Source organism: Pseudoruminococcus sp., from assembly GCF_047012705.1.
In the GTDB taxonomy this organism is placed as follows: domain Bacteria; phylum Bacillota; class Clostridia; order Oscillospirales; family Acutalibacteraceae; genus Pseudoruminococcus.
In genome coordinates this window covers 276325-302663 of record NZ_JBKXNW010000002.1, presented here as the reverse complement: position 1 = coordinate 302663, position 26339 = coordinate 276325, and the positions used below count along the sequence as shown (strand labels likewise).

Below are 26339 nucleotides of genomic sequence, written 5' to 3'. Positions count from 1 at the left end.
TGATATTTTCGGGGTGTACAGTTTGACAAATTGGTGTATATATTGCTATAATCTTATATTTTCGTATAAGAAAATAGCATAATATCTCAGATTATTCTGAAATGTTATGCTATCTAAATCTACATATATATTATAAGCTTATAATCAGGATTTTATCATTTGATAATTTTCCCAACGATTTTACTCCAATATCTGTCATATTGCGCTGTAAGACCTGTCAATGCATAGTCATAGATGATAAAGACCACATTACCAACTGCAAGTATTATCCATGGAATATATAATCCAAATACTGTATATGCCGAAGCAGGAATCATAAGAATGAAAGTTGCTATATAAAATATCGCTATCATAGCCACATTGAAAATTATCAGCTTAATGATTATCCTCAGAACTAAAGGTTTTATCTTTTCAAGCAACATTTTTAAGATAGGATAATATCCAAAGAAAAGTATAAAATTAATAGCTGTTTCTTTATCGGCACAAAGAATCAATGACATAATAGCAGTTACTGCATATGCCATTATTGCCCAGCCATAACCAACTTCTTTTATAAGCACGATATAAAGCAAGCTTGCAACCACAGGTACGGCATATGTTCCTATTGGTATAAGACCGGCAATTATCATTAAAAATAAAGCAAGGGCGGCTACCATTGAGCTTATGATTAGCTTTTTATTTTGCTTCATAATTTAAAAGCCTCCATTAACGGCAAGAATTACAGCAACAGTCACAGAAACAATCCGCACAAGCAAGACTTGTACAGATATCGCAAGGAGTGCAGCAAAAAACAGGTCCATTTCCCCTATCATATCCGCCGTTTGAACCATTTCTGCGATTTTTCATTCGGTTATATGCTGCATTATATTCTTTATTTGAAGGGTCCATTTGACAAGCTGTTTGAAAGCTGGTATAAGCATCGTCGAGCCAGCCTTTATTTGACATAATAACGCCATTTAAGAAATACCATTCAGCGTCACGACCTTCAACAGGAATACCATTAAGAATTTGTTCAGCTTCCTGAAACCTTCCGGTATTTAATAGATTTCTTACATCAGCATAATTTGAAGAGGTGCGGGCCGTTCCGGCGTTATAATATTCATTATTTCCCCCTTTTTTAGCGGCTCTCTTCTCGGATATAATTTGGTCATAAGCTTCATTTATCTCTGCCATCTTTTTAGAGGCATAATCTGCAAGTGGACCATCTTGATAATTATCAGGGTGATATTTTTTAGCAAGCTCACGATATGCTTTTTTTACTTCCTCCTCAGAAGCACTACTGTCAAGACCAAGAACGCTATATGGGTCATTCATCTATATCACTTCTTTCAAAATATTTCTTCTTATTAATAAATAAGCATTGTTTCTGTGCAGAAGCAAGCCCAAGGTTCATTATATTTTCTAAAACGGGTTTATATAGCGTTAAATCAAGAAGATTAAACGCAGAAATTGACATTGAAACAGTTAAATTAAGTGTAGAATTACAATAATCCATAATTTCAAAATTAGAAATGTTATCAGAATTGTTAAAATGGCTTGCAAAAGGATTAAATGATTTATTTTGTTTATCTTCAAAATAATCATCGGCAGCGTCCATAAGATAAATCCATCTTCCAATATAATACCCAAATTCTTTAAGAATGATTTTTTCATCATCATTTTTTGCAAAAAGCAAACATAAATTTGAGATAGCTTTTGCAGTAGGGTCCGCCGAACGGTCGATACTATTATTTTGACTTTTTTCAATTTCAAGCTGTTCTGACATCATATTCTTTGTGATTTTTTCAATTTCAGGATAAGCAGCAACAGCCTTTTTGTGACTTCTTTTGAAAATAAGCTTTAAAAACCTTGCTGCTGTCGCCTTAAAAAAACCTGAGTCCAAAATAGTGTCCTCAAGCTTATAGTAGGTCATAATTACAGAAACTGCGCCTGCAAAATGATAGCTTTCTCCATTTGAAAAACAAAAATTACATTTTTTCAGCGGATTTACAACACATCGTTTTTTTGAATAATTGATACTTTCATTTCTAAGCGACATTATAAGCATTGCAATTAATGTGCAGTCATAGCTGAGTGTAAGTCGTGAAACTATTCCATAGTCTTTGCCAAGATACTTACAAAGCCCACAATATACACTTTTATATTCTTCATATTCACGAATTTTAAGCTCAGGCTTATCAGGTTTTAAATAGCCAAACACATCATCACTCCAAATAAACACATCAGAAATGTGTTTATAAGTAATGATACTATATTTTGCTAAGTTCGTAAATTAATATATTGTAAATTCTCTGTTAATATTAAATATTTTTTTATTGTGAAAATAAAATAGTACAGTTTGCACTAAGTATTATATATAAAATAGTGGGTATATAAAGCTAAATGACAATCTTAAATATTAAAAGTTAAACACCAAGAAAATTCTTTTTAAAAGCTTTTCTTGGTGTTTTTAGTCTTATACTGCCATACAAATTAAATTTACTGCTAACGCTGTGACACAGGCAAAAATTGCTACAATCAATAAGCTTTTTTCCTTAAAAGCCAATATGCAAGCTACTATAAATCCTGCAACAGATGAAATGTAATTACCTGTTGAAAACAATATCGCTGGGAATGTCATTGCACCAAGCACAGCATATGGAACATAATAAAGAAAGCTTTTTATAAATGTGTTTGTGATTTTCCCTTTGAAAATTACAAATGGAAGAACTCTTATAAGATATGTAACACCCGCCATAATAAAAAGATAAATGAAAAAATCTCTTACAATCATTCTTTTTCCTCCTTAACAGGAAAGAAAATTGCACCGATTGATGCTGCAATTATTGTGCATATAATAATTACAAACCCGCTTGAAACATTATTTAAAACGGGTACCCATTTAAAGATACAGCTCAATAATACAGAAATTATTACTACTTTAAATATTGCTGAATTTTTCTTAGCAGGCGGAATTATTATTGCAATAAACATTCCATAAATAGCTATGCACATAGAATCTCTTACAACGCTTGGTAAAACGCTTCCGGCAGTAACTCCTAAAAGAGTTCCCCCTGTCCAACCTAAAATCGGAAGAAGAATTACACCATAAAGATATTTATTGCTTATTTCTTTTTCATTTCCCATTGATACTGCGAATATCTCATCAGTAATTCCAAAGCCCGTTATCCACCGATGTATGCCCTTTACGCTTTCATCGGTTTTCTGCGAAAGAGATAACGACATCAACGAATACCTAAGATTTATTATAAATTGGGTACAAGCCATTTCCATCCAAAAGCCTCCACCCCTTACCATTATATCGAGTCCTGCAAATTGTCCTGCCGATGTAAGATTTGTAAAAGAAATCATTACTGCTTCCCACCAAGCTAAGCCTACGCTTACTGCTTGTAGTCCGAATGTAAAAGAAACTGATATATACCCTAAGGCTATCGGTATTCCGTCCTTTAAGCCTTTTTTAAAATCTGTCATATTTTACCCCATACAGTTCTCAATAAGTGTTATATTATTGTTAAAACGCCTATTGATTTTAAGAAAAGTATAACAAGCATAATTAAAGCTATATATTTAATCATTACAATATATAATCTTTTTCTGCCCATTTTTTCACCATTTTTCTCGACCTCATCAATAACTGTTTTTGGCTTAACAACCCAGCCAATAAGAATACAAGTTCCTATTGCTACTAATGGCATAAAGAAGTTGTTGCTTATATAATCCATAATATCAAGAATTTGCGCAGTTGTACCGTTTGGTAATGGCATTTCAAAATAAAGTATGTTATATCCCAAACAAACAACTATACCTGCTGCAATAGCAATCGCTGTTTCAAGAGAGGCCGCCTTTACTCTCGAAAATTTGAATTTATCCATAAAGCTTGATACTATTGCTTCCATAATAGATACAGAGCTTGTCAATGCCGCAAAAAGAACCATAGCAAAGAAAAGACAACCTACAACATTTCCTATTGAACCCATAGCTGCAAAAACTTTTGGCAATGAAACAAACATAAGACTTGGACCGGATGCTTCCATTCCCTCGACACCTGCGAATGTAAATACAGCAGGAATAATCATAACGCCTGCAAGAAAAGCAACTGCCGTATCAAAAATTTCAATCTGATTTATTGATTTTTTAAGGTCAGCTTTATCACTGACATATGAACCGTAGGCAATCATAATTCCCATTGCAACGCTTAAGCTGAAAAATAGCTGTCCCATAGCGTCAAGCAAAACGGAGAAAAAGCTCTTTATAGTCATTCCTTCAAAATTCGGAACAATATAAACCATAAGCCCTTGTAAACCGGTTCTTGTAACACCATTTTCGTCTGTATGACTGATTGTAAGTGAAAATACTGCGATGACAACAACAAGTAAAATTAAAATTGGCATAAGAATCTTTGAAAATGATTCTATACCTTTATTTACACCTCTGAATATAACAAAGGCTGTTGCAAAAAGAAAAATCAAAAGCATAATAATAGGCTCGTAGTTTCCAGAGATGAATGATGTAAAATATCCATCTTGAGCGGCACTTGAGCCATTTCCTGTAAGATATACAAGGAAGTATTTAAGTACCCAACCACCGATAGCGCAATAATAAGGCAAAATAATTATAGGCACAAGACAAGCGATTACTCCTAAACCCTTCCATTTTTTATTAAGCTTACCATAGGCTGTTAAAGGACTTTGTTTCGTCTTTCTTCCGATTGCAATTTCTGTTATAAGCAGAGTAAAGCCAAAGGTAAGTGCAAGAATGATATAAATTACAAGGAACATTCCTCCGCCGTCTTTTGCCGCAAGATATGGAAATCTCCAGATGTTTCCCAAACCAACAGCACTTCCTGCCGCAGCAAGCACAAAACCTAATGAACCTTTAAACGAATTTCTTTTCGTCTGCGTATCCATAAATCAATATAATCCCCCAATCATTTTATTAAGGCATATTTTTCTGAAATTTTTAGATATATTTTAGTGTACCCCCTACACCAAATAAAATCTTACAAATTTAAAAATAAAATTATTAGCAAAAATAAGCCGTACTTAAATATTATATCACTAACAAACATACTTCTCAAGCTAACTATCACAAAACTTAGAAAAATTAATATAATTATGAATAAAAAAACCAGCTTATATTAAAAGGGTGTATAAGTCATCCTTAGCTTATACACCCTTTTTAAGTTATTTAATTATTCAGCTTTTCTGCATACTAAAGTGACATTCATATTTTCATCAGATATTTCTGCAAAAATATCTCCATTCATACCTTTCATAAGTTGACGACATATAAATAGTCCCAATCCATTACCTTGTTGAGTCTTTACATTTGAACCACGCCAAAAGCTCTCAAATATATGTGGAAGTTCAGAATCTGAAAGTGTACATCCACTATTAGATACTGTAATAAGGCGGCAATCTTCTTCGTTAGAAAAAGAAATAGAAATATATCTGCCATCACCATATTTTATTGCGTTTTCGATTATATTCTGCAAAACTTCTTCAAGTCTGTCTCTGTCGCCAGAAATCATACAATTAATATATGGTTCTATTTTAAAAGCTACATTAAGTAATTTTAGCTTTTCTGTGTAATAATCAGAAATTTTGTTTATGACTTCAGATAAATAAAAATCTGTTTTATTTATTTCAAAAGACATAAATTCACTACTTGATTTTCTGATTATTTCATCTACAAAATCCTCTATTTCATCAGCCTTTGTATTTATATTCTCAGCTATTTCTCTTTGTTTTTCAATACTATATACAGATTTTGAAATAGCCTTTGAATAGAGTTTTATTGCTGAAAGAGGCGTTTTTATATCATGTGAAAGCGAAAGTAGCAAGGTTTTTTCTTTCTTAATATGTTTTAACTCTCGATTTTTGGAAGTTTCAAGAGTTTCTCTTAACATATTTATTCCCCAGATATATTTACCAAAATATCGACTTTTATTTTCTTTTATAGGGGTAGTAAGATTTCCTTTTGCAAGGTTATAGGGCAAGTTACTTAGCTTACTAAATGGCTTTATTATATTTTTTCTTACATATAGAAGTAATACTACAACAAAAACAAAAGTTACAAATATTATAATGTTTATTGTAATTGGGATTTTTATATCATAATTAGTTATATTATCATTATATTCTATTCTATATAAACTATTATTTATCTTTCTTATTACATATTTATTTTCAGTTTTATATAAGTTTTCATCATCAGATTTATCATATTTATAAATACCAATAATAGTATTATAATCTTTAATGTTAATATTTTCGTTCACTGAAAGCTGATTTTCAATACGATTTATTTCTACCATATAAGTTTTATCATTATTAGAATCTGAATGAAACATCAGAATATTTATAATTATTAGAGATAAGATTCCAATAACAGCAAATATAAAAATCAATCTATCAAAGGTTTTCATTTTTGCTCTCCCAACGATAGCCTTTTCCCCACACTGTCAATATTTTTGTAGGATTTTTGGGATTATCTTCTATCTTTTCTCTAAGCCATTTTATATGAACTGTCAATGTCTGCTGTTCTGATTCACTTTCAGTTCCCCATATTTTATTAAAAATATAATCTTTGCTGAGAGTTTTTCCTTTATTTTCTATAAGCAAATATAAAAGTGCAAATTCCTTAGCTGTCATATCTATTGATTTACCATTTTTTGTAACTGTTTCAGTAGAGAGATTAAGTGTAATATTACCATCAGTTAAAATATCTATTGAAAGCCTCCGTTTAAAAATACCTTTAATTTTTGCTATAAGTATATCAATATCATATGGCTTTTCGATATAATCATCTGCACCCAAAATGATTCCGTTTAGCTTATCTTCTTTTTCGGCTCTCGCTGTAAGAATAATTATAGGGGTATTATCTTTTTCTCTTATTTTCTTACATACTGCAAAACCATCAATTCCGGGTAAATTTATATCAAGCAGGACAAGCCTTGCCCCGTATTTTTCATACAGTGACAAGGCTTTTTCCCCATTATTTGCGGTGCTGACAGTATAATTTTCTGCACGAAGAAAATCGCAGAGTAAGTTGCAAATTTCTCGATTATCTTCAACTATAAGTATATCAACCACTTTACCAACCCATTTCAATCAACCAATTATTCAATTCACGCTCTCTCTCACGCATAGAATGTTTCCTGTCTATATTATACTGCCCGTTTATGTTGCCGTCAACAATAAATAAAACCCTCGTACATTTTGCGGCTACTTTTGCATCGTGAGTAACGAGCATAATAGTTGTACCTTCATTATTGATATTGGTAAGCTCATTCATAACTTCCTCTGATGAACTACGATTCAATGCACCGGTAGGTTCATCAGCAAAAATCATATCCGGATAATTTATCATACTGCGACATATGCAAGCCCTTTGCAGCTGTCCGCCAGAAACCTCATTTATGTCATTATCAGCAATATCTATAATTCCAAGTTTTTTCATTAGTTCTTGACCTCTTTTAAGAGTTTCTTTTCGACTTTCGCTTGTCTTTTTAGATTTCACTGCGGGCAAAATTATATTATCAATTATCGAAAGATTTTTCATCATATACATTTGCTGAAATATAAATCCCATATCGTCAAGACGCATTTTAGCAAGTTCATTTTCATTTAGCTCTGACATATTCTTTCCACAGAAAATAACTTCTCCTGCGGTCATTTTATCCATTCCTGAAACGGTATAAAGTAATGTAGATTTTCCTGAACCCGATGGTCCCATAATTGCAACCATTTCGCCTTTTTCAATAGTGAAATTAACATTTCGGAGAACATTATTCTGCCTTTTATTTATAATATAAGTCTTGCATAAATCTTTTACTTCAAGTATGTTTCCCATATATATTCTACCTTTCTATTCAATATCAGAAGTATCTGATGCCTTGATTGCTTTTGTATGAAGTGATGTAAAAAATGTGCCTGCAATTATTGACACCAAAATTATAATAGGATAAATCACAAATACCTCAAAAGGTTTAATCTCGTATTCTATGCCACTAACCGCTCCCATAAACGAGAATATCGGGTTAATGCAAAGTTTGGTAAGTGGTAAACTAAGTGCCAATGAAATTATAGCAGCAATAATACTTACAATGACAAACCTTAATGTATGCTGTGCAATAACAGAACGACTTTTAAATCCCATTGCTTTCATAAGTGCAATTTCTGATTTTTCTTTTGTGATAAAAGAATGTTCCATAAGTATACTTATCATAGCTGTTATCAATAAAGAAATTATAAGCACAAGGTTTTTTGTACCGTTTACAGTATCTGCTGCACCAGTAGAGTCTTTTACAAACTCTTCTGCATCAAATATCTTTTGTGTATCGAAAATATCTTTAAGCTTTTCTTTTCTGTTTTCTATTTCTTTACTATTTGGCTTATCATCAAAATCAATTTGGAATGCCAGGGATGAACTTATTTTATTATCAGGAATTGAAACACTTTCGTGAAGTCTGCCAACATCACCAAGTTGGCAAAAGCTTTGAAAAAGTGCAGATACTATATACTCTTTCTCCTCACCACAGATATTTAGCTTTACCTTATCTCCTATACCTACACCAAGCCTTTCTGCAATAGGTTCTGTAATAGCAATTTCATTTTCATATTTTGGTGCAGTACCCTGACTATATGTATAGTCACTTGCTTTGGTATCACTACACTGTTGAAACATTACATTAATCTTAGTCTTGCTTGATGTAACAGGTATTTTGAACATTTTTTCGATGTGTACTTTACCAGGCATATTGTTTTCGGAAAGAAGATTTTCAATTTCTTTATATTCATCTTTAAATGTCTTACTTCCACCCATTACATCCATAACTCTACTGGTACTATTGAAATATAAATCACTCTTTGTTGTACCAAAAAGGAAAAGTAATTTTTCGCTGTTAAGTGTATTTGCAGTATTTGCAAGTATTATCACAAGCGATATACAAATTGTAAATACCAATGTAATTATAGAGAATTGCTTCGGACTGCTTAAAACATCGTTTATAGCAAGAAAACCATTTGTACCAAGTCGGCTTTTACCAAGATGTATAATACTCTTTTTGCGGAAGCGTTCACCAGTCTGTCCATTTCTTACAGCATCAATAGGCGACATTTTTTTGATTTTTCTGGTACAACTCCAGCAAAACAGCATAATTATTCCAATTACGGCAATGCTGCATAAAACACCTATTATAAAGGAATTATCATTACCTAATACCATATTCTGACTAATGCTTGAAAGCATTATATTCCCAAAAGGTATACTTGCAATATAGCCAATTACAGAACCGATAACAGCTATGCCGAGATATTTTACAAGGTAAAGTCCACGAATAGAATTATTTCTAATTCCTATGGCTTTCATAACACCAATTTCTCTGAATTCCTCATTAATAGTAAAACCTATCGTGAATTTCAGCACAACAAACGATACAAGTATAAGACATACGCTTACAACTAATAAAAGTCCTGCAATAATCATATCCAGAACATGAGTAGCTCTTATGGTTGAATCAGAGCCTTGAAACATAAGATTATCACAATCTGCAGTTGCTGATTCCAAAGCACTTATATTATCTGTATTTACATAATATATTTCGCCAAGATAGCCTGAATGTATCAATTTATTTTCATATAATTTTTGATAATCCTTATCATTTAGAATACAGCGTGGATTTCCAATCATATCACTACCAAGAAAAGCGTCCTTAGCCATACCTGCGTATTCAAGTTCAAGTGAAGTATCACATAAATTTAGTTTAAGCTTATCTCCGATTTTAAGCCCTGATTTATTTGCAAGAAAACTGGAAAAATAAACTTTTCCTTCATCAATCTTATTTATAATTTCATTGTTGCTATCAAAATAATTTAACTTTGCATCATCAATCGAAATTATAAGTGCAGGGTTACTAAAATCTGTCAATTTTTCATTATCGGTATTTTTAAAACTACTAGCAGAAGCAAAAATGATATTTTCTTTTTTGTAGCTTGAAACTGAACTTTCTTCGTCAAGAATTTTTGATAAATTATTATTTTCGTTTGTTTGTGATGATATAAAATAATAATCCGTCATACCAGCCTTATCAAAGAAATAATCCAAACCATTTGTGACGGTGATGATATTGCTTACGCTGCTTGCGGCAAACATAGCTGCTAAAATTACAAACAGCAAAAGAACAATATTCATCGTCTTTTTTCGCTTTAATTCATTTTTCAGTAATCTAAAATACATATTACCTCCTCGCTTTCTGTAAATGATTATAGCATAGCAATTATTAAATAATCATTAAATAAAAAACATAACATCTCTATTTCTGAAATGTTATGCTCTGAAATTTATATATTAAAAGGAAGATTAAATACTCTTACCGCATTTTTATACATAATATTATTGTAGTCATTTTCGGAGATAAGTTCTTTAAGCTCATTAAAATATTCCTGATAAAGACTACGGTCTCCAGTTTTATTATGAAGATAGGTGTCTTTGCCATCTATTGGATTATCACTGCCAAAGAATAGTTTTTCTGATGAGGAATTCTTTATAAGAGAAATTGCACTTTTAATTGGTACCCATGCAGTATCACCATATAAATTTAGCAAACTGCTTATAAGTTTTATCGATTCTGAATTATCACTGCCAAGTCCCATATGAGCCATAATAAACTTAACCTTAGGAAATTTCTTTGCCGCATTATATACAGTGATAGGTTCTGCCTCTTTACAGCCGCCGGTATGGATTATTATAGGTAAATTAAGTTTCTCTGCAAAACGGAGATATTCTTCAACTTCAGGACTATCCGTTGAGGTCTTACTATAATAAGGGTGAAGCTTTAAAGCTTTGATTATGTCAAGATTAGCTTTTACAGTATCTTTAATTTCTTGGGTAAGTCTTTCTGCATGTGGTTTAAACCAAAATGCCACACCTAATTTATCAGGATTTTTTCTTGCTATTTTAATGCAATCGTTAAGACATTCAAGCTGTGGCTTTTGCATTTCAATAGGTAACTCGGTTAAATCGGACGAGTATTCAACAGCATCAATATTTGAAATAATGGCATAATCAATATTATAAGTTTTCATCGAATATAAAACATCTTCTTCAGATAAATTAAAATCTAATGCCGAACCTATGTGAACATGAATATCAATAATCATATATACACTTCCTTGAGTATTTTATAAAATGATAGCATTTCAAAATTTTTATGTCAAATATTATATGTAAAATATAGTGAATTTTTCGAAAGCAAAATAATCAAATATGTTTATATTAAATATATTCTTATTGTGCTTTGAGTATATTTATATTATTTACTGAACGAATTGCACAAATAAAACGCTTTTTACTTGGCAATAATAGAAAATTTTTCGGCAAAACAGAGAAAAAGCCTTAGTTTTGGCTTGCTTTTCAGCTCTGAATATAGAAAATGTATAAAAACTTTTAAATAGGTTGACTTTTATGGTTTAAGTAAACTATAATTTTAGCAAGGGGGCAGTAAAGTAAAATAAACTTTACTCGCAAAAAATTATATAAGGAGAGAAAAACCAATGAAAGTAAAGAAAATCTTAGCAGCATTACTCGTAGCATCTATTTGTTCCACAGCAGCCCTTGCAGGTTGTAGCGTTTCTAAAAGCGATGGTACAAGTTCTACAGGAGGAAGTTCAACTACAAGCAGCACAGATTCCAAATCCTCTTCTAATGAACCTGTAACTATTACTATTAAGCAGTTTAAGGCAGAAATTGATGAGCAGCTTGGAAAAGCTATTGAAAAATATAAGAGTGTAGCTCCAAATGTAACTATTACATATCAGTCAATCGGTGCTGGTACAGATATTGGTACAGTTCTTAAAGCAGATATGTCCGCAGGTACAATGCCGACTATCTTTAATGCAATCGGTCCATCTGAATATGAAGTTTATAAGGATTATCTTGAAGACCTTAGCGACCAACCATGGGTTAGCCACGCAACAAAGGGTTCTCTTGACCTTCTGACAGTTGATGGTAAGGTTTATGGCTTGCCGGTTTCAACAGAAGGACTTGGACTTGTTGTAAACAAGAAGATTTTTGATGACGCAGGTATTGATATTTCAAATCTTAAATCTATGAAAGATTTTGATGACGCATTCTCAAAACTTGATGCAAAAATTAAGGACGGTTCTCTTTCAAATGTAGACAGCTGTAAGAATCTTAAATCTGTAACAGCCGTTCAGGGTGCAGAAACATGGGTTCTTGGTGACCATGCAGAAAATATCTTCCTTGTTCCTGAATTTGAAGGCGACCCATTTAAGGCATATAATTCAAAAACAATCGAAATGAAATATGCCAATACATATAAAGATTATACCGATATGATGCTCAAATATTCTGAATTTGCAGATAATAAGAAGGGTGCTGTAACCTATACATATTCAGGCAACGCTATTCCTGATATTGCAACAGGTAAGGTTGCAGTTATTCAGCAGGGTAACTGGGCATATGGTGAAATCAATAAGATTGATGAAGCAACAGCTAAAAATCTTACACTTCTTCCTATGCCTATCGGCGGAGATAATCAAGACGCTGCTATGGTTTCTATTCTTTCTCAGTATTGGACAGTTAACTCTAAGGCAAGCGATGCTGAAAAGACCGCTGCAAAAGATTTCCTCAACTGGCTCTATCAGAGTGATGAGGGTAAGGATATAATCGTAAATAGCTTTGGATTTATTCCAGTATTCGATAACTATGGCGACCTCACACCATCAGATCCACTTTCAAAAGCAGTTGTAGATCTTAGTTCTTCTGGTAAGGTAGTTAACGCAGTATTTAAGGGCACACCTGATGGCTGGGGACAAAATGTATTCGGTGCAGCAGTTCAGGCATATATCTCTGGTGAAAAGACTTGGGACGAAGTTGTTAAAACAGCACAAGATGGCTGGGCAGAGGCTAAAAAATAATTAGTACGAAAAAATAAACCGACGTAACATAAATTTATAATAATTATTAAAAGGGGTGCGGTGGATAGGTCTATCGCATCTCTTTTGTTTTTTAAGAAATGGAGGAAACAACACTATGAAACGCTCCAAATTGGGTTTTTGGCTTTTTCTTGCACCATGTTTGATTTCCTTTGCAATAGTAGTTCTGATTCCTACAATTATAGGTATCTACTATTCATTAACAGACTGGAAAGGCTCAGGAAACGCTAATTTTATAGGCTTTGAAAATTATATTAAACTTTTTACAAATGATAATTCAAATTTCTGGTATTCTTTTGGTTACACAGCACTTTTTGCTGTAACAGCTGTTATATGTATCAATGTAGTAGGCTTTGCACTGGCACTTCTCGTAACTAAGAAATTCCGTGGAGCAACTCTACTTCGAGGAATATTCTTTATGCCTAACCTTATAGGCGGTTTGCTTTTAGGCTTTGCATGGCAGTTTATTTTCAAGCAGGTTTTCAATGCAATTTATACTGCTACAGGAATGGAGTTTTTCCGTAACTGGTTGACAGACAGCACAACAGGATTTTTCGCATTGCTTATAGTTATGGTCTGGCAGATGGGCGGATATATGATGATTATTTATATCGCCGCAATACAGAATATTCCAGACAGCGTTATAGAAGCTTCTGCGATAGACGGTGCAGGCGGTTGGAGAAGACTCTTTAGCATAACAATTCCTATGGTTGTTCCTGCATTTACAGTTGGTCTTTTCCTTATGCTTTCAAACTCATTCAAGCTTTTCGACCAAAACCTTGCACTTACAAAGGGCGGTCCTAACCACTGCAATGAAATGCTTGCACTGAATATTTATAACTCGGCGTTTGTTTCTAACGAAACAGGCTATGCACAGGCTAAGGCAGTAATCTTCCTTATCTCAGTTGCAACAATCTCTATAATTCAGCTTATCGCTACTAAGAGAGCGGAGGTAGAAACATGACGGGTGAAAATAAATTCTTTAAATATCTGAAAATAGTAATAGGTTTTTTAGTAGCGATTTTATTTTTGCTTCCTATTTTTATACTTTTAATGGACTCCTTCAAGAACCAAAGGGGTATACTCACAGATGTTCTTGGTTGGCCAAATCCGTTTATATTTGATAACTACCCAAAAGCTATGGAGAAAATGAACTTCTTCAATTCTCTTTGGAATTCTGTATGGATAACTGTAGTTTCTACGGCTTTGATACTGCTATTTTCCTCAATGGCAGCATGGGTTCTTGTCAGATATAAAACAAAGATTTCAAAGGTTATGTTTATTCTTTTTGCAGTCGCACTTTTGATACCTTTTCAGTGTGTAATGCTCCCTCTTATGTCTATTATGGGAAGCAAAGAAGTTTTTTCAATAACACTTGGAGATGCAACCTTTGCACTTAACGGTCTTAATATACTTAATCCTTTCGGCTTAGTATTTACTTATCTGGGCTTTGGCTGCAGTATGGCGATTATGCTGTATCACGGATTTATAAAAGGGGTTCCGGAGGAACTTGAAGAAGCTGCTATGATTGACGGTTGTAGTATGTTTAAGACTTTTTGGAAAATAGTCTTCCCTCTTCTCTCTCCTATAAACACAACTGTTGCGATTCTTCAGATTATGTGGATTTGGAATGACTATCTCTTGCCAAGCCTTGTACTTAAAGAACAATCATGGTATACACTTCCGCTTCAGACAAGTAAATTCTTCAGCACATTTACAAGTAGCTGGGATATTGCGACAGCCGCACTTATACTCTCAATGCTGCCGGTTGTTATCTTCTATCTTATCGCACAAAAGAAGATTATCAAGGGCGTTGTTGACGGTGCTATTAAATAATACATAATAGATTATAAAAAGGAATGAAGCAATTATGATACTCGCAAAGGATAAAGCGCCACAGAAAGATTATGATAAAAAAACACGCTATCCTAAACACAGAATAACCCTATATCTTATGCTTTTTTATGAAGCCTTCTGGCGTATAATCGGAGCAAATCTTCTGTTTATACTTTTTTGTATTCCAATAGTTACAATCCCTGCTGCAATCGGCGGTTTAACAAGAGTTATGAGCCGTTTTGCAAGAGATGAACAGGCATATGTAATAGACGATTTTATGAAGGGTTTTAAACAGGAATGGAAGAAAAATACAACTTTTGCAGCAATTCAGCTTGCATTTATAGCTCTTGCATATGTTGCAATAGGTGTTTACTCAAAGATGATAGATAATTCTACATTCTCAGCAATTCTTGTAGCGTTGGTTTTGGCGGTTGCGATAATGTTCTTTGCGATTTCCAATTATGTATATGTTATGATAGCGTCTGTTGACCTATCACTTAAGCAGATAATAAAAAATGCTTTGGCACTATATCTCATAAAACCATTTGGAACTCTTGTTACAATGATAGTTCAGGCAGCAATTATATTTGTAGCAATAGGCTACTTTCCAGTAGGATTATTTCTGCCGATAGTATTTGGTTTTTCAATAATGAACTTTACAGCGTCATTTAATTCATGGCCACAGATTGAAAAATATGTAATAACCCCTCATAATAAAACGAAAGAAGGAGATTTATAATGGCAGATTTGTCATTCCGCAATATAAAAAAGGTTTATGACGGCAATGTAGTAGCTGTTCACGATTTTAATCTTGATATAAAGGATAAGGAATTTGTTGTATTCGTCGGACCATCAGGTTGTGGAAAATCAACCACTTTGAGAATGGTTGCAGGTCTTGAAAGCATTACTGACGGTGAATTATATATAGGCGATACACTTGTTAATAATGTTGCTCCGAAAGATAGAGATATTGCTATGGTTTTCCAAAACTATGCACTTTATCCTCATATGACAGTTTATAATAATATGGCTTTTTCAATAAAGCTAAGGAAAGTACCTCGTGAAGAGATTGACAGACGAGTTCGAGAAGCAGCGGAGATTCTTGGAATTACAGAGTTCCTGCAAAGAAAACCAAAGGCTCTCTCAGGCGGTCAGCGTCAGCGTGTAGCTATCGGTCGTGCAATAGTTCGTGACCCGAAGGTTTTTTTACTTGACGAACCTCTCTCCAATCTCGACGCAAAATTGAGAGCTCAAACAAGAACAGAAATCTCAAAGCTTCATCAAAGATTGGGTACAACATTTATTTATGTTACTCATGACCAAGTTGAGGCTATGACACTCGGCGACAGAATAGTTATTATGAAAGACGGCTTTATTCAGCAGGTCGGAACTCCGATAGAAGTATTCCACTTCCCAAGAAATATATTTGTTGCAGGCTTTATCGGCACGCCTCAAATGAATTTCTTTGATGCAGAGCTTATCAAAGATGAAAACGGATATTCTGTAAAATTATTAGGTATGGTTATCAGACTTAATGACAAAATGCAGGAAGTTTATACTAAAAATAATGTTAAGCCTATGCCGGTAATACTTGGTGTAAGAGCTGAAAATCTTGCAATAGTACCACAAGGTAGTCCATTATCCGTTGATACTATTGTAGAAGTAAGCGAAATGCTTGGTAATGAAGTTCATCTTCACGCTTATATTGATAATAAGGATACTGCAATTCGTATTCCTGCTCTTGACGCAGACGCAGAATCTATCTTCTATCAACCCGGAGATAAAATTACAGTCGGTTTTAATAATAAGGCATTGCATATTTTTGATAAGGAAAAGAAAACAAATCTTTATTATAATGATTAACCTTCTCATAATACACTTTATTTTTTAAGATGAGTATGCTATAATAATTTGTAATTCTTAGAAAAGCGGTGATGGCTTTGAATTATGGCAATATTAAAAAGACTGATATAGCAAATGGCACCGGAGTCAGAGTTTCACTTTTTGTTTCGGGGTGTACAAGACATTGCAAGAACTGTTTCAATAGTGAGACATGGGATTTCAATTATGGTAAGCCATTTACCAAAGAAACAGAAGATGAAATCATTAAGGCACTTTCAAAGTCATATATAAATGGCTTAACAGTGCTTGGAGGAGAACCTTTTGAGGTTAGAAACCAAAGAGAAATCCTGCCTTTTATAAAGCGTATCAGAAAGGAATTGCCTGCTAAAACTATATGGTTTTATACCGGCTGTACTCTCGAAAAGGAATTACAAACAGAGGGCTATTGGAGATGCGATATTACAGATGAACTTCTTGAGAATATTGATGTTCTTGTCGACGGCCCTTTCATAGAAAGTCTTTACGATGTTTCACTATGTTTCAGAGGTTCAAGCAATCAACGAATAATAGATATGAAAAAAACGCTTGAAAGCGGAAATGTAGTGCTTTGGCAAAATAAATAATAACACTTTAGATAAAAAAACAGGTACAACCCTAAAATGAGTTGTACCTGTTTTATTTTAAGCTTGATTTCTATGAAGCTTATTTAGTGAATGTTTACCCTCCCTGTGCATATACACACTTTGTACAAGGCCTACTCCAAAATACAGACACATAACTGATGTTCCGCCAGAACTAAAAAACGGAAGTGTTATTCCAACAACAGGGAAAATTCCAAGAACCATTCCAATATTAACAACCGCCTGAGTAGCAATAATTGAGAAAAATCCGTAGCAAATCATTTTTCCAAATACATCATCAGCAAGATGTGCATTTCTCATAGTTTTAATCACAATAAAAAGTAAAATCAGCAAAAGAATTGTACAGCCAATAAAGCCAAATTCCTCACCTGCAACTGTGAAGATAAAATCATTCTCTTGATATGGAACTATATCCTTCGCAACTCGTGGACCATTCATATAGCCCTCACCTGAAAGTCCTCCGGAAGCAATAGAAACCTTACCTTGATATTGTTGCCAACCATATGTGGTCAAGCTGTTATCATCAAGGTCAAATAGTACAAGAAGTCTGTTGCGTTGGTCATCATTCATAATCTTAGTGTAAAACAAAGGTGCTGCTACACACAATGCTACAAAAAAAGCTATGAAATATCTAAGCTGAACACCTGCCGCAAATGTCATTATCAGGAACATAAACCCAAAAACAAGAGCTGTTCCGTCATCGCCTTGCATATGAATAAGCAAAATCGGAATTGCTGCGTGAAACACAAGCGTCATAACACCAAAAAAACTTTTTAGCTTATCATATTTAACCAAAACTGAAATGTGTTTTGCAAAGGTTACTATAAAGCATATTTTAGTCAATTCAGATGGTTGAAATGTCATACTTCCGATTTTAATCCAACCAACATCATCTGTTCCTGCAATTTGTATGCCTATAAAAAAGACAAGTATTGTCAACGAAATTGCTACACCTGCAAAAAGCCACCAAACCTTGCCATAGAACCTATAATCTATACAAGATATAAATACTGCTGCAATATATCCTATTCCAACAGCCATAATTTGAGTTTTAAGAAAATTAGTGCCGCCGCTTCTTTGTTGACTATAAATCAATAGAAAACCATATATAGACGCAGTTATTGTCAAAAGCCAGAATGGTTTATCTGTTTTTTTAACATAAGTCAAGACAGAGCCAAAAATTCTTTTCATATAAACTCCTTCCCCATTTATTATAGGTAATGTCTATCATTTGTAAACATTATTATATAACGAGTTTTTCACTTATGCAAGGGGAAAGCTGTAAATGGGATAGGGTAATATTATGAAAAATCAACTAAATTTTTTAATCATAGAATATAATCACATATTTTCCATAACTAATATCTTATTTGATAGATTTTTAATAAACGGAATTTTGCCGATAATTTTATATATAGGCATAAAAACTTCCATACCTTTTGTCTTTATCGGCAAGGGAAAAATCATAGTTTAGCTTAGAAACAATCTCTATCGCTTTTTCATCATAAATACAATGTTTTTCCTTTTGTGATTCCTTTGCTCTTGCATAGAGCGTCTGCAACATTGTTTCAGGGACACCATTGATTAAAGTCTTAGTATCAGACATAGGCAGTTGCACCTTTCTAAATTTATTATTTTAATTTCCAGCTTGTAGCCTGCTCTCTGGCGTTTACAAAGCGTTTATATATTCCGTCCTGACTCATAAGCTCATTGTGTGTACCAAGTTGTGCAATCTTGCCCTTATCAACAACTACAATTTGGTTTGCATTACGAACAGTTTTAAGTCTGTGTGCAATCATAATTATAGTTTTTTCTTTTGTAAGTGCGTCAATAGCGTCTACAAGTTCTTTTTCATTTTCTGGGTCTACATTTGCTGTCGCTTCATCAAGAATTATAATCGGCGAATCCTTCATAATTGCTCTTGCAATAGAAATTCTTTGCTTTTCGCCTCCTGAAATACTTGCACCGCCCTCTCCGATAACGGTATCATAACCATTTGGCAAGCTCATTATAAAATCGTGACAGCAAGCTTTTTTAGCCGCAGCTATAACTTCTTCCATAGTTGCATTTTCTCTGCCGAACTTAATATTATTAGCTACTGTATCGGCAAAGAGATAAACATTCTGAAAAACAAAGCTAAAATTCTTCATAAGGCTATCCATACTATAATCTTTAACATTTACTCCGCCGAGCTTTATCTCACCACTGTTTACATCCCAGAATCTTGAAATCAAGTTACAGAGAGTAGTTTTACCGCCACCGCTTGGTCCGACTATTGCAGTAGTTGTTTTTTCAGGAATGTGTAAAGTAATGCCATCGATAATCTTTCTCTTATCATAGGAGAAAGTTATATTTTCTATATCTATATTATGATTTTCCGGCTGAATATCCTTGCCATCTATATCCATAGTATCAAGGTCGAGAATTTCCTGTGCTTTATCTATGCAAACATCAATAGTATGGAGAAGTGCAGAGTAGTTTCCGGCTTGTTCAAGGCTTGAATAGAGCATAAATGCACAAATTGACATACCTATGCAAATCATTAAGTCCATTTTTCCATTAAGATAGAGTGCAATAGAACTTATCATCATAATTGCACCTGTTAACTTTGTTACACAGACCTGAAGCGTCATAAACGGAATAAATGCAAATTCCATTTTAGTATTTATCTTAGCATTTTTATCTATAGCTTTATTGAGTTTTTTGGTCTGTAAGCCTACAAGGTTATAAGATTTAACCTCTGAAATTCCTTGTATGTATTCTATAATCTCACTTACGAGAGTATGGTCTGAATCAATCTTATCTTTTGAAAGCTTTTTTCCTGCGTTCTGCATACGCGTATTGACTATCAGGAAAACAATAACACCTGCTGTGCCGATAAGACCTATTCTATAATCAAAGACAATAAGCATAGCAAGAATCAATGCTGTGTTAAGTATTCCCTGTGTACTAAGCATAACAACTCTTGTTGCAATATCTCCAAGATTCTCCATAGTATTAGTTGTGACAGAAGTTATTGAGCCAAGACTATTTTTATTAAAATATCCCATAGGCAAATATCTGAGATGCTGTGCTATTTCAATTCTTTTAAATGTTGCTGCACCGTAGCCAGCTTCAGTCTGAAGCATATTAGAACGCATTCTTGTAATAAAATCTATAATCATAGAGCCAATCATAATTCCAAGAGTTGTGAAAATTACTCCGGTATTAAGACTATTATTCATAATAGCTATTAAGATAATCATTATTGCCGGAATTTTCATGGCCTCACAAAGTGCCTGTATAGCTCCCAGAAAAATAGAAATCTGAAACTTTCTTTTATTATTCTTTCCGCAAAAATTAAAGAATTTATGCAATATTTTAATCATTGCCTTCACCTCCGTTATCCTTTACGGATATATGAGCTTCCCACATCTTTTTATAAAGTCCATTTTCTGTAAGAAGTTCATTATGTGTTCCCTGTTCCTCTATCTTGCCATCATTGACAACAAAGATTCTATCTGCATCAGTAATCGTTGAAAGTCTATGTGCAATTACTATTAAGGTTTTGCCCTCTACAAGCTTTGCAACTGATGCCTGAACAATAGATTCATTTTCTGGGTCTGTATAAGCCGTTGCTTCGTCTAAAATTACGATAGGTGCATTTTTAAGCATAGCTCTTGCAATGGAAATTCTTTGCCTTTCACCGCCGGAGAGATGACCTCCTGCACCACCTACAACTGTATCAAAACCATTCTCCAATGACATTATAAAGTCGTAACAGCCACTCTTTTTTGCAGCCTCTTCAACTTCTTCATCTGTTGCATTAAGATTACCTTGTCGGATATTTTCTCTTACTGTTTCATTGAAGAGGTAGTTATCTTGAGCAACATAAGCAATGTTTTTATTGTATTCTTTCAGCGATAAATCTTTGATATTTACACCGCCAATTTCTATCTTTCCGCTATTTGCATCCCACAAAGACGCAATAAGCTTTGCAATCGTAGATTTACCGCTTCCGGAAGGTCCTACAATAGCATTTATAGTTCCTGACTTCATATCCATATTTATATTGTGTAGAACTTCTTTTTCGTGATAACCAAAGCTTACATCTGTTAACTTAACTGAAGCATCAGCAGGCTTTTTTCTGGATTTTTCAGGTCTGTCAAGCTCTTGATGAGTTAAAATTCCTGTTACTTCTCCTACAATACTGCCCATCTTGCCTAAATCATCTGTATAGCTTGTAACAGTCAAGAGCGGACCAACTATTCCGAGTGAAAGAATTATACACATAATGAAATTTGCGACAGAAAGTGTACCATTCATAATGAACATCGCACCAAACGGAAGAACTGTAAGCAAAGTATATGGCGTCAACACGAATGAAATACAATGGAAAACATTGCACTTTCTCATCCAGTTTATAAAGGCATCTGCACCTTCTCTTGCAGCAACTGTAAACTTTTCATATGAAGAATCGGCCTTGCCGAATGCCTTTATAACCTCAATTCCGTTGATATATTCAACTGCAGAATCATTAAGAGCCTTTGTTTTAACTATTGTGTTTTTGAAATTTTCTTCATAACCAACAAACATACCAAAGGTTGAAGCAAATCCTAAGACAACTGTAACCAAAGAAAGTAAAGCCATTCGCCAATCTATAATGAAAAGATAAACAACTACAAATATCGGCGGAATAATATTCGATGTAAATTCAGGAACGATATGTGCAAGTGTTGTTTCGATACTGTCTATTCTTTCTACCATAATATTTTTTAATGTTCCTGACTGCATATCCTTGACATATCCAAGAGGAACTCTTGAAAGCTTATCACAAGTATCCTTGCGTATTGCCGCAAGAACTGTAAATGTTGCTTTGTGAGAAAGTGCAGTCGAAATAGAATGGAATATCTCTGCAACTACAAATGAAGCGGCAATTAAAGCGACTTCGATAAGATATGTATTAAGATTATTTTCTCCATTTACAAGCTTAGATATTATATCTCCTATTATGAAATATGGTATCATCTTAAAAATAACATTGAATACTGCCAGAATAACGCTTACTATATACAAAACTTTATGTGTACCAGCCCATTGCATTATCCAGCTAAGAGAGGATTTTTCTTTTTGCATTTTTATTCTCCTTTTTTAAAATAGTTAGAAATAGCTAACCTTTGATGAATAAATTGCTCGTATCTGCTTTTATAGATACGAGGTTTATTTCAATGTTACTATTTCTGACAGGCAAAGTTTAAAATGAAAATCCTAACATTCTTTCCCAACCGCCTGTATAAAACTCCTTGATTTTTTGTACCCTTTTAATAGCAATATCCTTTTGCATATCGTGGGCAACAATCTCAAATACTGACAAAAACATACCACTGGTAATCATATGGACAAATTCCACATCTATTTCAGGAATTTCAACGCCAGATGCTCGCATATCATCTATAAATTTGACAGTTGATTTTACTTCTCGCTCAACAAGATTATGTATAAACGAAGTAAATGGTGTTCCGTCTGCCTTACATAGAAGTAATTTGAAATTATCATAATGCTCATAAATGTACTCAAGCATTTCTGTTATTCCACCAGATGATGCTTCAATCATATTTTTCTGTTGCTGACTTGCAGGAAGACTCTGAAAATCCTCTATTGTAACATCATATATGGAGTAAAGCTTATTGGCATATGGTTCTACAAGGCTCGCAAATAAAGCATCTTTCGTAGGATAATATTTATAGAATGCTCCGGTTGTAAGACCTGCATTCTTAACTATTTGTCTTAAAGAAGCCTTTGCAAAGCCCTTTTCCATAAATTCCTTAATAGCTGATTCTTCGATACGCTTTTTCGTATTTTTATCTATGGACAACGATTCACTTCCTTTCAAAAAAAGATAACAGTGTTATATAACACTGTTATCTTAGCATATCATATTCGCTTTGTCAATATAGTTAAATCAATAATTGCTCAATATATAAACTTATATAACATAATACCAGCTTTCGTCTTGCTCAAGCTCTGCCCTTTCAACAGGGTGTTCCGCATCATAATTACAGCTTAATTCTTGATTCTTTATACTTACCCTTGCCCCAGCTTGAATAGATTTCGTAATAAAAGCATTACCGCCAACAACAACATCTTTGCCGACAACTGTTTCTCCACCAAGAATTGATGCTCCAGAGTAGATTGTTACATTATCTTCGATTGTTGGGTGACGCTTTTTATTCTTGAGCTTCTGTCCACCTCTTGTAGATAATGCACCAAGAGTGACACCTTGATAAACCTTTACATTATCGCCTATAATTGTAGTTTCGCCGATAACTATACCAGTTCCGTGGTCGATAAAGAAATATTTTCCGATTTCTGCACCTGGGTGAATGTCTATACCTGTTTTACTATGAGCGTATTCGGTCATCATTCGTGGAATAAGCGGCACAGAAAGCTTATAAAGTTCGTGTGCAATTCTATTTATAAATATTGCATATAGTCCAGGATATGAGATAATAATTTCCTCTTTATTAAATGCTGCAGGGTCACCCTCAAATGCTGCCTGAACATCTGTTTCTATATATTCTCTTATATGAGGTATTTTTTTCAGAAATGTAAGAGCAATTTTCTGAGATTCCGCATAAAGACTGCTTTCATTGAGGTCTTTATAATCTTTGGAATATTTAAGCACTAATGAAATTTGCTTGCAGAGATTATAGAGAACATCTTCAAGAAGCATTGTAACATTATTCTTTAAAGTATAACTGCGATAGGATTTATTCTTGAAGTAGCCCGAAAAAATGATTTTCTGAAGCTTATTTACAATATCAATAACAACCTCTTTATCAGGCTGACTGAAAGTGTTGATTTTATCAATAGAACGACCTTTGTCATAGTCTGCGATAATATCATCAACTAAGTTTACTATTTCATTTTCTATTGTTGTCATATTGTGCATCTCCAATCTATAAGTATATCTTTTAACATTATACTCTGCACTATGTGGTTTTGCAAGCACATTAAACTTAAAGAAATAAACATTGACAATTATATATACAATGGCTGTGAATATTAGCTTACCTCCTTCATAAAATAATTGAAATGGGAGGGTTTGGCTTATGAAAAAAATTTTAATTATAGTAGATTATCAAACCGAATTTGTCAATGGCAAGTTCGGTTTTTTGCAGGCTGAAAATATAGAAAATAATATTGCTGAGAAAATCAAAGAGTATCGTAAGGATAATGCCACTATTGCTTTTACGCTTGATACGCATAAAGATAAAGTGCTTTATCAGTTTAGCGGAAAGCTATATTCTGCAAAAAAATGCGTAGGTAAACACCACGAATGGAGATTATTCGGCGAAATAAATGAACTATGCAAAGAAAATGACCCTTGCTTTATAAAATCAAGTTTTGCATCTATGGAACTTTTTGAATATCTTAGAAAGAAAGATTTCAAAAAGATTGAGCTTGCCGGAGTTTCGGCTGATATATGTGTTCTTGCTAATGCTGTTATAGCTAAAACAGCCTGCCCTAGTTCTGAAATTATAGTTGATAGAAGTTGTATTGCAAGTGAAAATGAAAAGCTTTTAGAAAGTGCTATCAACATTATGGAAAGTATGAAGATTATCGTTATATGAGTTGCATATTTAAACACAGATTGATATAATAAATTTATAAAATTAAGGTTGAAAGGAATTAAATAAATGAGTACATTTGAAACTAAAGATTATATTTTACAAGAAGATTTGGATTATATTGCAAACTCTTTTCCTGATATTGATAAGCTTAAAAATTCCACTATCCTCGTTACAGGTGCGACAGGACTTGTCGGTTCTTATACTGCAAAGGCTCTTGCAGCTATAAACCGTATTCATAATGCTGATATGAAAATTCTTGCTCTTGTAAGAAATCCTGAAAAAGCAAAAACTGTATTTGGCGAACTTCTTGAGCGTGGAGATATTTCACTTGTTATCGGAGATGTTCTTAAAAAAATTCAGACTGAATATAAAATTGATTACATAATTCACTGTGCAAGTGTTACTAACTCTAAAGAAATGGTCACTAAACCAGTTGAAACAATCTGTGTTGCTGTTGATGGCACACGAAATATCTTAGAGCTTGCTAAAGAAAACAATGTTAAATCGGTTGTTTATATATCAAGTATGGAGGTTTACGGCTCTCCTGATGCTTCTCTGCCATATGTGAGCGAAGATAATTACGGTTATGTAGATGTACTTAATGTAAGAAGTTGTTATCCTGAGGGAAAAAGAATGTGCGAGTGCCTTTGTGCTTCCTATGCTCACGAATATAATCTTCCTGTTAAAATGGCTCGTCTTGCCCAGACCTTTGGTGCCGGAGTAAGCAAGGATGAAACAAGAGTTTTCGCACAGTTTGCGAGAAGCCTTATAAATGAGGAGGATATTGTTCTTCATACAAAAGGAGAATCTACAGGAAACTATTGCTACACTCGTGATTGCGTGCTTGGAATATTATATATACTTATTCGTGGCGAAAATGGCACAGCTTATAATATCACAAATGAAAACACAAATATGACCATAGCAGAAATGGCTCAAATGGTTGCAGAAAAGAGTGGAAAAATCTCTGTTGTTTTTGATATTCCAGAAGATGCATTGAAATTTGGCTATGCACCATCTGTAAAAATGAAACTTTCCTCAGAAAAGATTCGTTCACTTGGTTGGAAAAGTGATGTTGATTTGCCAGAAATGTATGAAAGAATGATTAAAAGTTGGCAAAATTCTTAATCAGGAAAATTAAACCACATATAAGTATAATATAATGCAGTTTACATAAATTGTGTTATTTTCTTACAAAATTCGATATAATAAATAGTTATATACGCACAGATATAAAAAGTCACTTTTGTACAGTAATTTCTGAAAAAAATCGGCACTTATATTTATTCTCTATTTGAAAAATTAAATTTTAAAATAATACAACAAAGACTTTTGATTTTAAAATAAATAGTATAAAGGACTAATTTATTAATATAGTAATATACCAAAAAATCCCTTTATACTGCACTTTTGGCTACCAAAATTATTTTTTGGTGGCCTTTTTGCGT

General features: G+C 33.5%; 25 protein-coding genes. 8 read left to right on the top strand and 17 right to left on the bottom strand.

Going from position 1 to position 26339, the window contains the following annotated elements; genetic code table 11:
• Positions 1-155 precede the first annotated feature (155 nt).
• The 11 genes from ACLU24_RS03255 to ACLU24_RS03205 form a co-directional block, all read right to left on the bottom strand.
• Complete coding sequence (locus ACLU24_RS03255; RefSeq protein WP_412610284.1) at positions 156-689, bottom strand: hypothetical protein; 534 nt, start codon at positions 687-689, stop codon at positions 156-158.
• Between the two features lie 16 nt (positions 690-705).
• Positions 706-1314, bottom strand: coding sequence for a J domain-containing protein (locus ACLU24_RS03250; protein WP_412610283.1), 609 nt, complete (start codon positions 1312-1314; stop codon positions 706-708).
• The gene (locus tag ACLU24_RS03245) at positions 1307-2200 is read right to left on the bottom strand and encodes a DUF5685 family protein (protein WP_412610281.1); all 894 of its coding nucleotides are present in this window, start codon (positions 2198-2200) and stop codon (positions 1307-1309) included. The genes ACLU24_RS03250 and ACLU24_RS03245 overlap by 8 nt, the downstream gene beginning before the upstream one ends.
• A 255-nt stretch (positions 2201-2455) precedes the next feature.
• Positions 2456-2773, bottom strand: a complete 318-nt coding sequence (locus ACLU24_RS03240; RefSeq protein WP_412610279.1) for an AzlD domain-containing protein — start codon at positions 2771-2773, stop codon at positions 2456-2458.
• On the bottom strand, positions 2770-3471 hold the full coding sequence (locus ACLU24_RS03235) for an AzlC family ABC transporter permease (protein ID WP_412610278.1): 702 nt from the start codon (positions 3469-3471) through the stop codon (positions 2770-2772). Before ACLU24_RS03235 ends, ACLU24_RS03240 begins: the two co-directional genes overlap by 4 nt.
• Positions 3472-3500: 29 nt before the next feature.
• The gene (locus ACLU24_RS03230; protein WP_412610277.1) at positions 3501-4907 is read right to left on the bottom strand and encodes a sodium-dependent transporter; all 1407 of its coding nucleotides are present in this window, start codon (positions 4905-4907) and stop codon (positions 3501-3503) included.
• Positions 4908-5191: 284 nt separating this feature from the next.
• The gene (locus tag ACLU24_RS03225; protein ID WP_412610275.1) at positions 5192-6427 is read right to left on the bottom strand and encodes a sensor histidine kinase; all 1236 of its coding nucleotides are present in this window, start codon (positions 6425-6427) and stop codon (positions 5192-5194) included.
• Positions 6414-7094, bottom strand: coding sequence for a response regulator transcription factor (locus tag ACLU24_RS03220; protein ID WP_412610274.1), 681 nt, complete (start codon positions 7092-7094; stop codon positions 6414-6416). Before ACLU24_RS03220 ends, ACLU24_RS03225 begins: the two co-directional genes overlap by 14 nt.
• A 1-nt stretch (position 7095) precedes the next feature.
• The gene (locus tag ACLU24_RS03215; RefSeq protein ID WP_412610272.1) at positions 7096-7854 is read right to left on the bottom strand and encodes an ABC transporter ATP-binding protein; all 759 of its coding nucleotides are present in this window, start codon (positions 7852-7854) and stop codon (positions 7096-7098) included.
• Positions 7855-7869: 15 nt separating this feature from the next.
• The gene (locus tag ACLU24_RS03210; RefSeq protein ID WP_412610270.1) at positions 7870-10239 is read right to left on the bottom strand and encodes an ABC transporter permease; all 2370 of its coding nucleotides are present in this window, start codon (positions 10237-10239) and stop codon (positions 7870-7872) included.
• A 104-nt stretch (positions 10240-10343) separates the two neighbouring features.
• On the bottom strand, positions 10344-11162 hold the full coding sequence (locus tag ACLU24_RS03205; RefSeq protein ID WP_412610268.1) for an amidohydrolase family protein: 819 nt from the start codon (positions 11160-11162) through the stop codon (positions 10344-10346).
• A gap of 393 nt (positions 11163-11555) precedes the next feature.
• Here ACLU24_RS03205 and ACLU24_RS03200 point away from each other — a divergent pair, with 393 nt between their 5' ends.
• The 6 genes from ACLU24_RS03200 to nrdG all read left to right on the top strand — a co-directional run bounded on the left by ACLU24_RS03200 (position 11556) and on the right by nrdG (position 17260).
• Positions 11556-12941: an ABC transporter substrate-binding protein gene (locus ACLU24_RS03200; protein WP_412610266.1), complete on the top strand. Its 1386-nt coding sequence runs from the start codon at positions 11556-11558 to the stop codon at positions 12939-12941.
• A gap of 115 nt (positions 12942-13056) precedes the next feature.
• Positions 13057-13923, top strand: a complete 867-nt coding sequence (locus tag ACLU24_RS03195) for a carbohydrate ABC transporter permease (protein ID WP_412610265.1) — start codon at positions 13057-13059, stop codon at positions 13921-13923.
• The gene (locus tag ACLU24_RS03190) at positions 13920-14795 is read left to right on the top strand and encodes a carbohydrate ABC transporter permease (protein ID WP_412610264.1); all 876 of its coding nucleotides are present in this window, start codon (positions 13920-13922) and stop codon (positions 14793-14795) included. The genes ACLU24_RS03195 and ACLU24_RS03190 overlap by 4 nt, the downstream gene beginning before the upstream one ends.
• A 34-nt stretch (positions 14796-14829) precedes the next feature.
• Positions 14830-15534 carry a YesL family protein gene (locus tag ACLU24_RS03185; protein WP_412610263.1) on the top strand — a complete coding sequence of 235 codons (705 nt, stop codon included), beginning with the start codon at positions 14830-14832 and terminating at the stop codon, positions 15532-15534.
• Positions 15534-16658, top strand: coding sequence for an ABC transporter ATP-binding protein (locus tag ACLU24_RS03180; RefSeq protein ID WP_412610261.1), 1125 nt, complete (start codon positions 15534-15536; stop codon positions 16656-16658). Before ACLU24_RS03185 ends, ACLU24_RS03180 begins: the two co-directional genes overlap by 1 nt.
• Before the next feature lie 77 nt (positions 16659-16735).
• A complete protein-coding gene (gene nrdG / locus ACLU24_RS03175; protein ID WP_412610260.1) occupies positions 16736-17260 on the top strand; it encodes an anaerobic ribonucleoside-triphosphate reductase activating protein in 525 nt (174 codons plus the stop codon).
• Positions 17261-17317: 57 nt separating this feature from the next.
• On the opposite strand, the gene ACLU24_RS03170 is transcribed toward nrdG, so the two are convergent.
• The 6 genes from ACLU24_RS03170 to epsC all read right to left on the bottom strand — a co-directional run bounded on the left by ACLU24_RS03170 (position 17318) and on the right by epsC (position 24200).
• On the bottom strand, positions 17318-18469 hold the full coding sequence (locus ACLU24_RS03170; protein WP_412610259.1) for an FtsW/RodA/SpoVE family cell cycle protein: 1152 nt from the start codon (positions 18467-18469) through the stop codon (positions 17318-17320).
• Between the two features lie 217 nt (positions 18470-18686).
• The gene (locus ACLU24_RS03165; protein WP_412610257.1) at positions 18687-18884 is read right to left on the bottom strand and encodes a hypothetical protein; all 198 of its coding nucleotides are present in this window, start codon (positions 18882-18884) and stop codon (positions 18687-18689) included.
• A 25-nt stretch (positions 18885-18909) separates the two neighbouring features.
• Positions 18910-20646, bottom strand: a complete 1737-nt coding sequence (locus ACLU24_RS03160; RefSeq protein ID WP_412610256.1) for an ABC transporter ATP-binding protein — start codon at positions 20644-20646, stop codon at positions 18910-18912.
• Positions 20639-22393, bottom strand: coding sequence for an ABC transporter ATP-binding protein (locus ACLU24_RS03155; RefSeq protein WP_412610254.1), 1755 nt, complete (start codon positions 22391-22393; stop codon positions 20639-20641). The genes ACLU24_RS03160 and ACLU24_RS03155 overlap by 8 nt, the downstream gene beginning before the upstream one ends.
• A 118-nt stretch (positions 22394-22511) precedes the next feature.
• A complete protein-coding gene (locus ACLU24_RS03150; RefSeq protein WP_412610253.1) occupies positions 22512-23132 on the bottom strand; it encodes a TetR/AcrR family transcriptional regulator in 621 nt (206 codons plus the stop codon).
• A 111-nt stretch (positions 23133-23243) separates the two neighbouring features.
• A complete protein-coding gene (gene epsC / locus ACLU24_RS03145) occupies positions 23244-24200 on the bottom strand; it encodes a serine O-acetyltransferase EpsC (RefSeq protein ID WP_182428519.1) in 957 nt (318 codons plus the stop codon).
• 169 nt (positions 24201-24369) lie between these two features.
• On the opposite strand from epsC, the gene ACLU24_RS03140 reads away from it, so the two are divergent.
• The gene (locus tag ACLU24_RS03140; RefSeq protein WP_412610251.1) at positions 24370-24891 is read left to right on the top strand and encodes a cysteine hydrolase family protein; all 522 of its coding nucleotides are present in this window, start codon (positions 24370-24372) and stop codon (positions 24889-24891) included.
• Between the two features lie 66 nt (positions 24892-24957).
• A complete protein-coding gene (locus tag ACLU24_RS03135; protein ID WP_412610250.1) occupies positions 24958-26019 on the top strand; it encodes an NAD-dependent epimerase/dehydratase family protein in 1062 nt (353 codons plus the stop codon).
• Positions 26020-26339 lie beyond the last annotated feature (320 nt).

What these genes read in the sequence shown, in the direction of transcription:
- ACLU24_RS03255 (WP_412610284.1), bottom strand. Translation starts at nt 689, where the DNA reads ATGAAGCAAAATAAAAAGCTAATCATAAGCTCAATGGTAGCCGCCCTT.
- ACLU24_RS03250 (WP_412610283.1), bottom strand. Translation starts at nt 1,314, where the DNA reads ATGAATGACCCATATAGCGTTCTTGGTCTTGACAGTAGTGCTTCTGAG.
- ACLU24_RS03240 (WP_412610279.1), bottom strand. Translation starts at nt 2,773, where the DNA reads ATGATTGTAAGAGATTTTTTCATTTATCTTTTTATTATGGCGGGTGTT.
- ACLU24_RS03235 (WP_412610278.1), bottom strand. Translation starts at nt 3,471, where the DNA reads ATGACAGATTTTAAAAAAGGCTTAAAGGACGGAATACCGATAGCCTTA.
- ACLU24_RS03230 (WP_412610277.1), bottom strand. Translation starts at nt 4,907, where the DNA reads ATGGATACGCAGACGAAAAGAAATTCGTTTAAAGGTTCATTAGGTTTT.
- ACLU24_RS03225 (WP_412610275.1), bottom strand. Translation starts at nt 6,427, where the DNA reads ATGAAAACCTTTGATAGATTGATTTTTATATTTGCTGTTATTGGAATC.
- ACLU24_RS03215 (WP_412610272.1), bottom strand. Translation starts at nt 7,854, where the DNA reads ATGGGAAACATACTTGAAGTAAAAGATTTATGCAAGACTTATATTATA.
- ACLU24_RS03210 (WP_412610270.1), bottom strand. Translation starts at nt 10,239, where the DNA reads ATGTATTTTAGATTACTGAAAAATGAATTAAAGCGAAAAAAGACGATG.
- ACLU24_RS03205 (WP_412610268.1), bottom strand. Translation starts at nt 11,162, where the DNA reads ATGATTATTGATATTCATGTTCACATAGGTTCGGCATTAGATTTTAAT.
- ACLU24_RS03200 (WP_412610266.1), top strand. Translation starts at nt 11,556, where the DNA reads ATGAAAGTAAAGAAAATCTTAGCAGCATTACTCGTAGCATCTATTTGT.
- ACLU24_RS03195 (WP_412610265.1), top strand. Translation starts at nt 13,057, where the DNA reads ATGAAACGCTCCAAATTGGGTTTTTGGCTTTTTCTTGCACCATGTTTG.
- ACLU24_RS03190 (WP_412610264.1), top strand. Translation starts at nt 13,920, where the DNA reads ATGACGGGTGAAAATAAATTCTTTAAATATCTGAAAATAGTAATAGGT.
- ACLU24_RS03185 (WP_412610263.1), top strand. Translation starts at nt 14,830, where the DNA reads ATGATACTCGCAAAGGATAAAGCGCCACAGAAAGATTATGATAAAAAA.
- ACLU24_RS03180 (WP_412610261.1), top strand. Translation starts at nt 15,534, where the DNA reads ATGGCAGATTTGTCATTCCGCAATATAAAAAAGGTTTATGACGGCAAT.
- ACLU24_RS03170 (WP_412610259.1), bottom strand. Translation starts at nt 18,469, where the DNA reads ATGAAAAGAATTTTTGGCTCTGTCTTGACTTATGTTAAAAAAACAGAT.
- ACLU24_RS03165 (WP_412610257.1), bottom strand. Translation starts at nt 18,884, where the DNA reads ATGTCTGATACTAAGACTTTAATCAATGGTGTCCCTGAAACAATGTTG.
- ACLU24_RS03160 (WP_412610256.1), bottom strand. Translation starts at nt 20,646, where the DNA reads ATGATTAAAATATTGCATAAATTCTTTAATTTTTGCGGAAAGAATAAT.
- ACLU24_RS03155 (WP_412610254.1), bottom strand. Translation starts at nt 22,393, where the DNA reads ATGCAAAAAGAAAAATCCTCTCTTAGCTGGATAATGCAATGGGCTGGT.
- epsC (WP_182428519.1), bottom strand. Translation starts at nt 24,200, where the DNA reads ATGACAACAATAGAAAATGAAATAGTAAACTTAGTTGATGATATTATC.
- ACLU24_RS03140 (WP_412610251.1), top strand. Translation starts at nt 24,370, where the DNA reads ATGAAAAAAATTTTAATTATAGTAGATTATCAAACCGAATTTGTCAAT.
- ACLU24_RS03135 (WP_412610250.1), top strand. Translation starts at nt 24,958, where the DNA reads ATGAGTACATTTGAAACTAAAGATTATATTTTACAAGAAGATTTGGAT.